The sequence below is a fragment of the Flavobacterium sandaracinum genome (genome assembly GCF_004349135.1).
Lineage (GTDB): Bacteria > Bacteroidota > Bacteroidia > Flavobacteriales > Flavobacteriaceae > Flavobacterium > Flavobacterium sandaracinum.
The window spans coordinates 55,070-69,819 of record NZ_SMFN01000013.1 but is presented as its reverse complement, the minus strand read 5'-3'; the positions used below and the strand labels follow the sequence as shown (position 1 = coordinate 69,819).

Here is a 14,750-nt window from a genome sequence, read left to right as displayed (position 1 = left end):
AAGCAAGTTATGAAAATTAATCAATGTTGACAATTCTTTATAAATAGCTGACTAATTTGCTAAAAAACTATTTTATTCAGCATTAGATTATGAAATTTCTGTTGGTATTTAAATTAAATTAGGAGGCAGACTATTCCTATTTATATTCATACCATCTTGTGATATATCAATAATTTCTATTTTGTTGTATGCAGGGACTATCTTGGCTACCTTTTTATTCCGTTTAGAATTGAAAATTTTAGTATTTACCTTATATCTGTGTAAATAAAATCTTATATTGTGGGTTTGATTTATATAAAATTTCAAGAAGGCCAATCGGGCTGCTAAACCAATATCTAGTGGAGCTTACAGCTTTTAAATAATTATAAGAGGTACATTGTAAAGCACGGATAGCCGAATTAATAGTTCAAATTATGGAAACCCGTAAATTCATAACGACATAAATTTTATATATTTATCAATTAAGGAATTAGAAACCACTTGTTGATTATGTATATAGAAAAACTTACAATTAAAAAATTTAGGTCTATTGAGTATTTAGTAGTAGAATTTAATAAAGGACTAAATATTATTGTTGGAGAAAACAATGTAGGAAAAACGACCATAATTGACGCAATCAGGATATGCTTAAGCTTAGGAAGACAATGGAGAGATATTGGTGTGAAAAATCCGGAAGATTTTTATATTGACAACTTGGTTATCTCAGATGTCCTTGAACCTATAGAATTTACTATAGAGTTTAAAATTGAAGAAGCTGAAGACAGAAATCTTTTTCATTCACTATTATGGCAAGACCCAGCAAAGAAAGAATCCCCAAACTTAAGGTTGAATTTTCATTATGATATTGAAAAAGACATTAGGGGAAATGAAAAATTAAAATGGAAAGTATTGGGAGGACATGATACTATCGTAGATATGGCAGAGTTGCAGCAGATATATTACTCTTATCTGGAACCATTAAGAAATGCCGAACAGGAATTAAGGCCTTATGCAAACAATAATAAAGTTACTTCCTTATTTAGGGATATGACTTCGTATGAGAAAGCTGATCCAGCAGGAAAAACAACAGTCAGCCTTACACATGACAAAAAAAACGAGCTTTCACAAGCAATTGAAAAAGTGCTTCAAAACGATGACTGGACTGGTTTAATCAGTACAGGACAAAGTTATATAAATGAACATCTTGAAAAAGCAGATATCAAGAAAAAGAGTTCTAAGGTCCATTTAAAGCTATTGGAATATAAATATGACAATATTGTTAAGGGGCTCCTTACAAGGAAACCTGTTTACTCACAAGCGGTTTTGGGTACTGATTTGCATCTTCAAAAATATTTTGATATCAGCCAGAATGGATTGGGAGATAATAATATAATATTGGCCTCGGCAGTTTTAGGGGATCTGAAGAGCAGGAGAGATCAGGAAATTGAACATTATTATGCTTTATTAATAGAGGAACCCGAAGCTCATTTACATCCGCAACGTCAAAACACATTTTTTAATTATCTAAATACTTTACAAGATTTAGGTGTGCAAATATTTATAACTTCACATTCTCCAACAATCACCGCAAAATCAAATCTTGATAATCTACTGATATTACAAAAAGATGAATTGTATAAAACATCTTTTTTCACGACTAGGAAATCGATCCTTACAGGCAAGAACAAAGATTATTTGAGAAAATTTTTAGACGTTACCAAATCGCAACTGTTTTTCGCAAGCGGGTGTATATTGGTTGAAGGTATATCAGAAGCATTATTACTTCCTGTATTTGCTAAAATGACTGGAAAAGATTATGATCTTGATAAGAATGGTATTGAAATAGTAAATATCAATGGAGTTGCTTTTGAGCCATTTGCCAATCTTTTTAACGCACCTGATAAAGAAAAGAGATTGGCGACTTATTGTTCGCTAATCACTGATGATGACAAAAGTATCATAAAATCTGGAAATTTTATTAGCAAAGGCGAGGGAATCAATAAGGCTCAAGCTGTTGAAGTTTTCAAAGAGCTTAAAGGTCTAAAAATAATTGACCACAGTAATCGTATAGTGGATTTTGACGCGACAAAGGATCTAAAAATCACAGGTTTTGAGTCCAATGAAGTTTTTATTAAGGCAGTATTGTCAAACAAATACAATAAGTTATCTGACCGTGCCTCAAAAGCACAAAAATTAGCCAATAAAAATCTAAGAGTTGAATTGGCGAATCATACATTTGAGTATGAGCTTATAACCGCAGATGACTACAATGCCAGATTAATTGCCCGAATTTATAACGATATGCATTCTAAAAAATATGTTGATGTTTTTGCTAATAAGCACTTGCTAGCGGCTGATATTTTGAAGAAGTTGAAATCCAATAAGGATAAATCAGTGTTAGCAGAAAACTTAGCTTATTTACTTGAGCAAAAACCTGGAATGTGGAGGCATTTTGTAATTCCTAAATACCTTGAAAATTCAATTCGTTGGGTAATCGATAAAAAGGTCTAACATGTATAGCAAATTATCAGAGGGCCAACGAAAAATTTTAGAGTACAATCAGGGTACAGTAGTTGTAAAGGCTTGTCCCGGCAGTGGTAAAACATATTCGTTGGCGGCACGAATATCGCGTCTGCTCAGAGAGCCTGATTTAGGAAAAAAAGGCCTAGCAATAATTTCATTTACAAATATTGCATGTAGGGAAATCGAAGATAAGCTCTTAACTGATTTTTCAACTCCAATTCCTTTAAGCTACCCTCATTTTTTGGGAACCATAGATAGTTTTATCAATACGTTTATCTTCCTTCCTTTTGGTCATTTAATAATGGGATGTTCTTTCAGGCCGGAATTGGTAGGGGAACCACATGGCCCATGGAGTGTGAAGAAGTTTGATATGGATTATGACCAGTATTTTGATAAGACAACTTTTGATTCGAATGATATCCTAATTCGTATAGCGCCTTATCAAGCATTCCATTTTAAATGGGTTTATAACAACATTAGCGGTGGTATCAACGGTAATATCACAAATATTATCAATTCTAAATGGGCTTTGTTTAAAAAAGGGTACGCCAATCAATCTGATGCAAATTATATTGCTCTTAAAGTGTTAGAAAAATATCCTATAATAGCTGAAAATATTGCTAAAAAGTTTGCTAATTTTTTAATTGATGAATGTCAAGATACGAATGACATACATATGAAAATCATTGACATATTTAATAGTAAAGGCAACAGCAATATTATGCTGATCGGTGATCGTGACCAGTCGATATTTGAATGGAATGAAGCCCGGCCTGAATTATTTGATGCGAAATATGATGTATGGGACAAGATACTTTTGTATGAGAATAGGAGAAGCTCCCAGCATATTTGTGATTTCATACAGAATCTATCGTCATTTTCAGAAATAAAAGCTGTAAATGAACGAGTTAAGGACTCTGTTTTAATACCTGCAATTTCTGGCTATAAAATGCCAAAGAAAGCGACTAAAAAAGATATTACAGTTATAACCACTGAAGAAAGCCATGAGGCTTTTGGAGAAATTTTAAAAGATTTCCTTAAGGAATGTGATAGTAATGGAATAATAGTAAATAAAGAAAATGTAGCGGTATTGTATAGAGGTACTGCGAGTTCGAGATACTTAGGGCTTAGTTCTGATGTGCATAGTTTTGAGACTATCCCCTGGCTAAAGAATCATTATCATGTGAAAGGCATAATTAAAGGAAAGCATATGTATGAACATGGGGGATTAAACAAAGGATATAAATTATTGGAAAAATCATATTTTGAGGCTCTATTGCGTCCGGCCGATTCACGATTCTACTGCAGCAGTCAATTTATAAGTGATAAGATAGCGGTTTTAGGAATCAAAAATTATAGAAGAGAAATTTTTAGATTTATTGACAGTCTGCCTTATACTAAAGATAAGACCTTAAATGTATGGGTGAAGGAGGCTAATGCAGCGTTAAAAAGCTCAGGGATTAATATTAATTTAAATATTGATAGCAAATACGGGGATATTTTAATTGATGATTATTTTGGTGAAGATTTAAACAGTGAGCGACTGCATCCATTTTATTTTGGGACCGTTCATTCGGTAAAAGGCAAAACTTTTCAGGCTGTCTTGTTGTTATTGGGGAAAAAATCGGTTCTTAAGAATTATGATACCATTTTAAATTCTGACCCAAAACTTTTGAATCCAAACGATTTGGAAGAATTGAGGATTGTATATGTTGCTTTATCACGTCCTGAGCTATTTTTAAAATTGGTAGTTCCTGACTCAGATGTGAAATTATGGACTGATAAACTACTCAGGCAGAATAATGTTTAGACCTATTGATGTGACAACTTATTTTAGGGTTTAAGGCGTTTTATCTTTTTTTGGGTATTTTTAATGATTTTGTGATTGTTTAAATAACTGATTATCAGATTTTTGATTTTAAAAATCAATTGTGTTTAAAAAAACGAGCCGTGCGCATAAAGGTAAAAAATATAATTTATAAGGGCAGCGTGACAAATGAAAGAAAAACAACAAAGCGTACAAGAAAAATATAATAAATTTTTAACGGATCTGCTTGAGCAGAAATTGTTCGAATCTGCGATGGAAATACATTCCAGCTTGGTAAAAACTTTTGGTGTTACTCCTGAAAATGCCAGAAAAATTGTGAGTAGGGCCGTATCGCAGAAAGCAATCAAATCGTCAGCACCCTATACTTTTGGAAAGGGACAGTACGTCTATATCTATAATGAATATGGTTTTGGAAAAGATGGAATAAAAAAAGTTGCAGAAAAATCCCGTCCTCCTGTATATAGATTATTAGAATTAATGGATCAAAATATGGGAATTATTTCCTATTACGAAGCATTGAAAATTACTGCAGCTCCATTGGAAGAGAGCTCTACAAAAGTAGTTTCCTTAGATGATATACTTACTCTTTTGATGAAACTGGATGTAGCTTACAAAGTGAAGGATCGAAACGATTTGGTTTATATTGTATATAAAGTGAACAAGGAAAAACAAGCTGAAGCATCTGTAGAAATTATGATGGCGGATCATTTTGCAACTATGGTAGCAGACTGCAGCGTTTTACCAGATATCTTACGATGGTTGGGGAATGCAAATATTATTGACAATGTCAATGCCATATATAGGAATAAGAAAACGCCACATATTGGAGCAAAACATAATAATCTGATGTGGGATGCCTTTGCTTATTCCCGTGCAACAGGAATTAATCCGATTTTGGGAGCAAAAGCAGATACTATAGATAAAAAAACTCTTGTTGCTTTGGATGTAGTTCTTGCCTCGGAGTATTCTGCGATACACCTGGATGCTTTTATAAGCAGGATTCAGATTAATCGTAAATCTGTAAATGAAGAGGATAGAAAAATACTCCCTATCATTATTTACAGATTATGTTCGCAGCATACCATTAATAAAATTAGGAAGAATGGAATTATTGCATTTGATATTAGCGCCATTTTTGGGACAAGGATTTATGATGTACTAAATCGAATCAAGGAACTGTCTGTGCTGCTTAAGGGTAATGATAGGATTGAACAGACTATAGAAAGTATATTACATACAATTAACAATGCTGGCCAGGATGAAGCATTAAAGGAACTTAGAGGAACCTTATTTGAGTTTTTGATGTACCCCTTAATAAAAACATTATATCCCAATGCTTCTATTGAGAGAGGGAAAATATTGAGTATGGATAATAATGGCAAGAAGGAGAGCTACGAGTATGATTATATTATTGAATCAAGTAATCCTCCTGAACTAATTTTCGTTGAACTTAAAGGCTATAATGCCAGTGCTACTATAAATTTGGGTGACAGCAATAAAAAAGCGACACTTCAGTGGTTTTTTAGGAAAACGCTTCCCTTTGCTGAAAAATATTATAAAACAACTATTGAAAAAGGGAAAAAAGCAAAGGCAGTTTTTATAACGTCGGCTAATTTTTTTGATGACGGCAAAGAATTTATTGGCAAGATGAATGTTAGTAAATATAGGTCCATGCAATTAGAAACAGGTTATGAAAGAGAAGCATTGCTTCAATTACTCAAGAAGTACGGATTTGAAACAGAAATAAGAATTATCGACAAATTTTATTCCGGTTCTCAAAATGAAGATGGTTTTGATCAGGAAGAACAGCAAAATAATGAAGTACGGAATATCCTTTCTGATATTAAAGAAGATTTGCCGTTTTAATTAAATGATGAACTAAAGTTTACGATTTATCCTTTGAAAAGTTAGATTGAGAGGGCTGGATATTCCGCTGCAAAGTGCAGCGGAATATCCACACTGCTTATTTGCCTCTCCAATTCTCTGGAGATAAATTTTTACTGACTTGAAAGGCGAATGTAAAATTCCTATTCTTCAACTGACTTTGCTCTGCTTAAAATAATAAGGTTATTGGTCCAGCTAATTTCTCTCAGCAGTGCTGAGAGCTTTGGAAAAGCTTTGTATGTCTGATAAAATTGCTTCATTCTCGAAAAATTTTTATCTGAAAAACCTTTTAGATCAGGTTGGGTTTTCTGTAAAAATTAGACAAGATTCTTCACTACGGACTTTCCCCATTGCTCCGTTTCAATTCGAGGTAGCCACTTTATTGCTTCGTGCAGTAGCGATAAGACTATCCATATTATTAAGGTAAATCGTCGGAAATTCATCAAAGATGAGGCTGGATTTCATTTTACCTTTCTTGCTGACCAGTTTAACCAATCTGTTTACATAAAGTGACAGTACAGCATCATAAATTTATATTTTCTGTGGATCGTTGTCCATACTACAATCTTAGGTTCCTTTGGATTATTAATGCCTAAAGTGAAGTCATTTCCCGATAACACATAATATAGTTGAGGTGAGGAGAATCGTGCCATTGCTACTTTTGCTGAAGCTATTTGTCCTTCTAATTGCTCTATCACAACATTGAGATAGGCACAGCTTCTTTTGGGATTAAAAGCAAATACCTGAGCGATATTACTTTATAAGAGCTTCAATATCATTTTTAGCAACATAAGTAAACTTTCCCAGTGAAAATTTACATATGTTATTACGTTTTATAATATTGTACAATGCACCACTTGAAATATTAAATTTCTTTTGTATTTCAGTGATAGTATAACAGTCTTTAATTTCAGCCTGTTTTCTTTGTTCTATAGGCCGTAAAACTACTTCGAATCCAATTTGTGACTTTTCAAATAAAACATTGATATCACACCGTCTAATTAAGGTTTTTCTTTCTGAAAAGTTATAGGCATTTATTCTTTTGGTATTAATCAAACGATAGACAGTTTTAGCAGAAAAACCTAAAAGCAATGCAAGTTGTTTTACAGTTAGAAATTCTTTGTCTTTAAGCTCAATAAGCGGCTGGTTTTTTATTTTGAGCGTTTGAAGGTGTGAGTTTTCAATTTTCTGATTTCTTAGCCTTCTCTTATAATCTTTGCTTGCACATTTCAAAGAGCAATATTTTGTCGTGGTTTTCTTTGCAAGGAACTCAGAACCACAAAATCCACATATTCTAAATACTGAAATATTTGAGCTCATTTTTCAGTTTTATTAGTTGGAATTATAGGACTGAAAAGTAGTAAAGAACGCTAAAACGACACGTTGTGATTTGGGAGAAATATTACAAGTATACTTTTTAAAGTATCCAGACTAAAATATTTAATTACTCCAGTAAATATAAGGCTTTTCATTTTAATAATTATACTTCCAGGTTTGTTTACAAAGTTTAAAAAATTGCTAATTTCTGTAATAGAAAGTAACAATCCAGTCTTTACAACAGCTCAGAGATAATGGATGAAAGAGTGGTACATTTTTAAACAAAATAAAACAAAAGAAAAGCAAGTGAAAATTATAATTTGCCTATAATTTTGGTTGCTTTTAATAATATTAAGTAGATTTAAGCGCCGTTATTTGCCCCTAAAAGCCACATAAAAGAGATTTTTTCTTTTCTGGTACAATTACGGTACAAAAAGTCGATTATGAAGAAAAATATGTAGGATTTTTAGCTTATTATTTAACATAAAATTAAGTGAAAATGTTAAAATTATGTTAATTATTTGCCGATGCAGAAAATAACTTTCCTTACTTTAATAGGGTTTTAAACTTAGATGGTACAATTATGGTACAATTTAAAGCAAACTATCGCAAAACAAAACAAAGTATCCTTAATCAAGATAACATAACTCATGGGAGTTGTTTATGCAAAAATAGTTATAAACTTTGAATGTTGATTATGTTACTAACATAAAAAAACTAAGTCTTGTATGATGAGAATATTTAGATATTAGGGGTAAAAAGAAAAGAGGTCAAAAATCTAGTATTAGCTTTAGATTTTTGACCTCTTTTCAATATCGTTTTTGATTTCTAAATAAGTTTTTACACGACCGGACTTAATCCATTTCATTAACTCATGTCTATAAAAATAAATGCGTTTACCTTGTTTATTGACGGGGATTTCCCTTTTACATACTTTACTATAGATTGTTGATACCGATAGATTTAAAAGTTTTGATGCTTCTTGAATGTTTAGAATTTCGTTCTCATTTTCCTCTACAATAGAGATTCTTAGAATAAGTTTTTCCAAATGCTCCAATTTATCATGAATTTTGTTCATCATTACAGGTATTTGGTCAAAAGTAAATGGCTTCATGGTGATCGGTTATTTAAATCTCATGTAAAAGTATTTATTACCGACTTTGGAGATGAAAGATGTCCTTAAAAGGGAGAGTTTGGCTTTTAATTTCTAATGATTACTGATTGGATGGCAATTGATAATAATTATTAATTTCGAAAAATGTAGTTTCGACCTATCCATTTTAGTAGCGCTGTACTTACAAATGTCGATTTTTTTTGTAGAGGATTTGGAACGTTTACCCTGTAAATATCTAGGATTAAATGCCGTTAGTATTTATGCTGCAAATACCAGCGATATTGATTTCCAAATTCTGATTTAAAAAGATGATTGAATGTTATTTAATATTGTAATTCAAATACTTACAGAAATTTATGGATTCCATTCCTAATTTTATCACAGCTGTTTTTTATCAATAAACCTACTTTTTTTTACGGAAATAGCACCTAGCTGAACATAGTTTTTGCTCTTAATTTGTAGTTTCAAATAGATTGCTAATTGTAGAATAAATAATATTGTAAAAGCCAAAAAAAGAGGCTTTACAAAATTTTAAATTTTATGAATAAAGAAAAACTAACCCTTGTGATTTTGGCTGCGGGTATGGGAGCCGCTATGGGCCTTGAAACAAATAGATACGTTTACACCATAAGGGTATACCATTATTGATTTTTCAATGTATGATGCACCTCAAGCTGGCTTTGGAAAATTTGTATTTATAATCCGTAGAAGTTTTGAAAAAGAATATAAGGAAATTTTCAATAAAAAACTTGTAGGGAAGGCAGAGCAGGATTCGAACCAATAAGCTAGAACCCTTGCCTATACTGCATTTTCAACTACTTATAAACTGATGTCCCATGATTTTGCCACAAAACTCAATGTGAAAATTTTAAGCCATTTTTTAATTAAATTATTGAATTAACTTGTTTAAATTGAGTGATATAATTCATATTTTGAAAATCTAAGTTAAGTAATTTTGTGATAATCTAAAAAGTTTATTTAATATTTTTTCAGTTTAACGCTAATTTATTATTTTGTACCAATAGTTTCCTAAATGGTTTCTTGAATCAATTATAATAATTTGAAATACAGAAAAATGCATTGCAAAAAATGATTTGGACAGCTTTATTCATAACGCAATATTTTTAGGGTTAAAAAAATAACTATTAGAGACTTTAATTTTATTGGGTAATAATTCTAGTCTCTAATGAGAAAAAATCTTGTACTGTTTACGGTTCTTGTTTTGGAGAAGGAAAAACACCTCCAAAAAAATCATAAATATTCTAAAGAACGCCCTTATTAAGGGGCGCTTCTTAAATTATTTCAGATTTAAAACTTCATTCGCTGTATTCTCACGGCATTTAAAATGGCTTATAAAAGCAAGCTAACATCAGTGAAAATTTTTATGAAATTACGGGTAAGCAACCCACAACATGGAACTTATTTATTGAAAAACATAAAGTAGAACTTGACTTTTTTTGAAAGCCAATAATGTTGTCTTTACAATCAACACTTTTGGCTCAATGATTTCGGTTCATTTTGACGCTGCTCCTGTTGTAGACTTTCAAACTGCCGCAAAAGGCGATAATTGAACTTTTAAAAAATTCTTTCACGGTTATTGTATGAAGGAATTTATATTGCGCCATCCGCTTATGAAACGTGGTTTATTACCAATGCATTAACGTATGAGAATTTAGATTTTACCATTCGAGCGATAGATAAAGTTTCGAAAACATATTAATAAAAAAAATGCCACAAATAGTGTCTAACTTTTTGGGGCATGTTCATTTTGGGCTTTTCTATGAATTAAGATGAAATATTTCAAGTGGAAGGATTATTTTTTATCAACCATTTTTGCTGGTTTTCCATCTTTATGGTGCATCATTCTTTTTTTCATTCCGTGATGTCTTTTTCCTTTCATGTCCTCCCATTTTTTGTATTGGTCAGCTGAAAGTATTTTTTTCATTCTTTCTTTCATCACAATTTGCTCGTCTAACATTTGATTTTTTTGAGCAAAACGTTCGTCAGCGGTTAGCTGTTTTTTAGCTGAATTTTTAGTTGCTTTTCGTTCCACCATTTTAGCTTCTCTTTTATTACTTTGTTCAGCAATAACTTTACTCATTTCTTTTTGTTGAGAAGCATTCAAATCTATTTCTAAAGTCATTTTTTTCAAATGCAACTGATTTCTTTGTTCAGGAGTCATTTGTTCCATTTTGGCTCTTTCTGTAGTTGCTCTTCTTTCTTGTGCAAAGCTTGTGATTCCGACAACTAATAATGCAGCGATGAATAATTTTTTCATTTTGTATTGTTTTACTTTTTATAGATATAAGACAAGGATAGGTTTTAAAAGTTTAATCGTTAACAAAAGTTTATCGTTTGGTTTTCCAAGTACAGGTAGAGAAATCTGGAAAATAGTTCTATAAGTATGATTCAAGTCATAATTAATTCACTAATCTAATCGCAAATTTGTTAAACAATTCTAAAAACAAATTTATGTACAAATTAACTTTTTTTGTAGTTGCATTCGTAATGTTAACTTCATGTGGTGATAAAAAAAACAAACCTGAGGAGGATTTTACACCAACCACTTCATCTGATGAAGGAATGGCCGCACCGGAAGGTTCCGCAGCAGATGCTGCAACTTATGATCCAAACAGAGGTATCGGAAAACACACCTCAGTGGATTTAGGTGCTAAGTTGGATGAGGCAATGGCTGCCGAAGGAGAAAAAATACAATCCGTTAAATGTTCTTCTTGTCATAAATTGACTGATGAAAAATTAGTTGGTCCAGGATGGAAAGGAGTTACTGAGAGACAAAAACCAGAATGGATTATGAACTTTATCACTAATCCAGATCCAATGATTGATAAAGATCCAAAACTTCAAGCACAGTTAGAACTTTGTTTAGTTCGTATGCCAAATCAAGCCTTGACCGATACCGATGCAAGAAACTTGTTGGAATATATGCGTAAAAATGACGGAGTAAAATAATTTAACTCAAAATAAAATGAACAATATTTTTATAAAAACAAGTCTTTCCATCGTTTTGGTTAGTGCATTTTTTGGCTCTTGTAGACCTAAAGATACAGCTGATGCCGTAGGTGGCGACGCTGCTCAAAAAGTCTATGTTGCTCCGGGAAAATATGACGAATTCTATAATTTCGTTTCAGGAGGTTTTAGTGGACAAGTGAGTGTTTATGGTTTACCAAGCGCACGATTATTGAGAGTCATTCCAGTATTTTCTCAAGACCCGCAAAGTGGTTATGGATATAGCGAAGAAACCAAACCAATGTTGAATACTTCTCACGGCTATGTGCCTTGGGATGATCAGCACCATTTAGATCTGTCTCAGACTAACGGTGAGGTTGACGGTCGTTGGCTTTTCGCTAATGCTAATAACACGCCCAGAATTGCACGTGTTGATTTGAAAACATTTAAAACGGTTGAAATAATTGAATTGCCAAACAGTGCTGGAAATCATTCTTCTCCATTTATTACTGAGAATACTGAATACGTTGTTGCAGGAACCCGATTTAGCGTTCCTCCTGATAATGCCAATGGTGATGTTCCTATTAACACTTACAAACAAAATTTCAAAGGATATTTGAGTTTTGTAAAAGTAGGTAAGGAAGGTCAGATGGATATTGCTTTCCAAATTGAAACTCCTGGTTTAAACTGGGATTTAAGTCATGCTGGTAAAGGCAAATCTCACGGATGGTTCTTCTTCTCTTGCTATAATTCAGAACAAGCCAATACTTTGCTGGAAGTTAACGCTTCAAAGAACGACAAAGATTTTATTATGGCTGTAAACTGGAAAAAAGCTGAAGAGTACATTAAAGCGGGAAAAGGTAAAAAAATTAAAGCTAAATATGCTCATAATACTTGGGATGAAAAAACGCATACTGCAAAATCTGAAATGAGAACTGAAGTATTAGTGTTGGATTCTAAAATGTTAAAAGATATTTGCTATTTGATTCCTTGTCCAAAATCACCTCACGGATGTGATGTAGATCCTACAGGAGAATATATTGTAGGAAGTGGGAAATTAGCGGCTTTGATTCCGGTCTTTAGTTTTGACAAAATGAAAAATGCGATTGCCAAAAAACAATATGATGGCGACTACGAAGGTATTCCCGTTATAAAATATGAGGCTGCATTGTATGGTGAAGTTAAAAAACCAGGTCTAGGACCCTTACATACTGAGTTTGATGGAAAAGGAAATGCATATACTACGTTTTTCGTTTCGTCAGAAGTTGTGAAATGGGACATTAAATCATTGAAAATTTTAGACAGAGTACCTGTTTATTATTCTCCTGGACATCTTTCTATTCCTGGTGGAGACAGTAAAAAACCATTTGGAAAATATATGGTTGTTTACAACAAAATCACTAAAGATAGATATTTACCAACAGGACCAGAATTAGCGCAAAGTGCACAATTATTTGACATTAGTGGTGATAAAATGAAACTTTTATTGGATTATCCAACCACTGGAGAACCGCATTATGCACAATCTGCACCAGCTGATTTAATCAGAAACAATGGTCAGTTGAAATTTTATAAAATCGAAGAAAACAATCATCCTTATGTTGCCAAAGGTGAAAAAGAAGCTAAAGTAGTCAGAGAAGGAAACAAAGTTCATGTGTATATGACTTCTATACGTTCTCACTTTGCTTCTGATAATATCGAAGGAATAAAACTAGGAGATGAAGTATACTTCCATGTTACTAATCTTGAACAGGATTGGGATGTTCCACACGGATTTGCAATCAAAGGTGCTGATAATGCCGAGCTATTAATTATGCCTGGTGAAACAGCTACTTTGAAGTGGATACCAAAAACAATAGGGATATTTCCATTTTATTGTACTGATTTTTGTAGTGCACTACACCAAGAAATGTCAGGATATTTAAGAGTGTCTCCTGCAGGAAGTAATGTTCCAATAACATTTAGTCTAGGAACGAATTTGCCAGCTAAATAGCAATCACTTCAAAATCAAGAGGGAACAAATTATCTAGTTTGTTCCCTTTTTTAATAAAAAAATCATGAATAATTCAAAAATTTCAACGCTTTCAAAAGTGATGCTTTTGGTTGTGATGGCATTATTAGTGTCGTCGGTTTTTGTTCCAATGTGGAGAATTGAATTGTCAGCTCCTCAATATCCTGAAGGTTTAGTACTGCTGTTGCATGCTGATAAAATTGCGGGTGATGTCGATATTATTAATGGATTGAACCATTATATTGGTATGAAAACCCTGCATAAAGAGGATTTTATAGAATTTACTGTACTGCCTTATATTATTGTTTTTTTTGCATTGTGTGCTTTGGCAGTTGCGGTAATTGCTATGAAAAAAGGACTTTATGCTTTATTTATATCTTTTATTCTTTTTGGGATATTAGCAGGAGTCGATTTTTACCGATGGAACTATGAATACGGACATAATTTGGACCCTAATGCTGCAATTCAAGTGCCAGGAATGTCATATCAGCCACCATTATTAGGTTACAAACAACTTTTAAATTTTGGTGCGTATTCTATTCCAGATACTGGAGGATGGATGTTAATTGCTGCAGGATTATTACTGTTTATCGCAGTAATCAAAGAAACTAATTTGTTAAACAGATTTAAAAAATCAAATACAACAGCAGTGTTGTTAGTCTTTTTAACTTTTTCTTTTTTTTCTTGTGCCAAAACAGAAGTGGTTCCCATTAAATTGAACGTTGACACGTGCGATTTCTGTAAAATGACGATCGCCGATGGTAAATACGCGGCAGAAGTGATTAGTGAAAAAGGAAGAGTTTTCAAATTTGACGACATCATGTGTATGATACATTATGGAAAAGAAAATGCCAACACAAAAATGGCGGCTCATTATGTGAATGATTATACGCAAGACAATGTTTTAATTCCTGCCAAAACTGCTTTCTTCCTTTCCGAAGGAACGATTCAAAGCCCTATGAGGGGCGGAATTATTGCTTTTTCTTCTGAAAATGAGGCAAAGGAATTTGGAATAAAATTAAAAGCAAAACCAGTTACTTGGGGAGCTGTAATTACAAAATAAACCAGTCGTTTTTTGAATCAGTAAAAAATTAAGAAAAGTGTGTTTTCTTAATTAAATTCAGATG

At 32.6% G+C, this 14,750-nt stretch carries 9 protein-coding genes and 3 pseudogenes; 7 read left to right on the top strand and 5 right to left on the bottom strand.

Translation table 11 applies throughout. The annotated features are described in order from the left end of the window. The first annotated feature begins 489 nt into the window (after positions 1 to 489). The 3 genes from E0F91_RS11690 (at position 490) to E0F91_RS11680 (ending at position 6,196) form a co-directional block, all read left to right on the top strand. Positions 490 to 2,490, top strand: a complete 2,001-nt coding sequence (locus E0F91_RS11690; protein ID WP_132066679.1) for an ATP-dependent nuclease — start codon at positions 490 to 492, stop codon at positions 2,488 to 2,490. Position 2,491: 1 nt separating this feature from the next. Beyond that, positions 2,492 to 4,312, top strand: a complete 1,821-nt coding sequence (locus E0F91_RS11685; protein ID WP_132066678.1) for a UvrD-helicase domain-containing protein — start codon at positions 2,492 to 2,494, stop codon at positions 4,310 to 4,312. 186 nt (positions 4,313 to 4,498) lie between these two features. After that, positions 4,499 to 6,196: a hypothetical protein gene (locus E0F91_RS11680; protein WP_243698891.1), complete on the top strand. Its 1,698-nt coding sequence runs from the start codon at positions 4,499 to 4,501 to the stop codon at positions 6,194 to 6,196. 161 nt (positions 6,197 to 6,357) lie between these two features. Here the strand turns inward: E0F91_RS11680 and E0F91_RS18005 are convergent. The 4 genes and pseudogenes from E0F91_RS18005 to E0F91_RS11660 form a co-directional block, all read right to left on the bottom strand. After that, a pseudogene (locus E0F91_RS18005) lies at positions 6,358 to 6,516 on the bottom strand (DUF1016 N-terminal domain-containing protein); the annotation flags it as partial. Positions 6,517 to 6,586: 70 nt separating this feature from the next. Beyond that, a pseudogene (locus tag E0F91_RS18000) lies at positions 6,587 to 6,906 on the bottom strand (conjugal transfer protein TraG); the annotation flags it as partial. 61 nt (positions 6,907 to 6,967) lie between these two features. After that, on the bottom strand, positions 6,968 to 7,534 hold the full coding sequence (locus tag E0F91_RS11665; RefSeq protein ID WP_132066677.1) for a helix-turn-helix domain-containing protein: 567 nt from the start codon (positions 7,532 to 7,534) through the stop codon (positions 6,968 to 6,970). 787 nt (positions 7,535 to 8,321) lie between these two features. Then, the gene (locus tag E0F91_RS11660; protein WP_072944222.1) at positions 8,322 to 8,645 is read right to left on the bottom strand and encodes a helix-turn-helix domain-containing protein; all 324 of its coding nucleotides are present in this window, start codon (positions 8,643 to 8,645) and stop codon (positions 8,322 to 8,324) included. A 1,457-nt stretch (positions 8,646 to 10,102) separates the two neighbouring features. Between E0F91_RS11660 and E0F91_RS11650 the strand changes: the two are divergent. Further along, a pseudogene (locus E0F91_RS11650) lies at positions 10,103 to 10,365 on the top strand (aspartate aminotransferase family protein); the annotation flags it as partial. 93 nt (positions 10,366 to 10,458) lie between these two features. Here the strand turns inward: E0F91_RS11650 and E0F91_RS11645 are convergent. After that, a complete protein-coding gene (locus E0F91_RS11645) occupies positions 10,459 to 10,923 on the bottom strand; it encodes a hypothetical protein (RefSeq protein WP_132066676.1) in 465 nt (154 codons plus the stop codon). Positions 10,924 to 11,117: 194 nt separating this feature from the next. On the opposite strand from E0F91_RS11645, the gene E0F91_RS11640 reads away from it, so the two are divergent. From E0F91_RS11640 to E0F91_RS11630, 3 genes are all read left to right on the top strand, one after another. Beyond that, positions 11,118 to 11,615, top strand: a complete 498-nt coding sequence (locus E0F91_RS11640) for a c-type cytochrome (protein WP_086454424.1) — start codon at positions 11,118 to 11,120, stop codon at positions 11,613 to 11,615. 16 nt (positions 11,616 to 11,631) lie between these two features. Next, on the top strand, positions 11,632 to 13,605 hold the full coding sequence (nosZ, locus tag E0F91_RS11635) for a Sec-dependent nitrous-oxide reductase (RefSeq protein WP_086454423.1): 1,974 nt from the start codon (positions 11,632 to 11,634) through the stop codon (positions 13,603 to 13,605). A gap of 64 nt (positions 13,606 to 13,669) precedes the next feature. Continuing rightward, on the top strand, positions 13,670 to 14,686 hold the full coding sequence (locus E0F91_RS11630) for a nitrous oxide reductase accessory protein NosL (protein ID WP_243698889.1): 1,017 nt from the start codon (positions 13,670 to 13,672) through the stop codon (positions 14,684 to 14,686). The last annotated feature ends 64 nt before the right edge of the window (positions 14,687 to 14,750 follow it).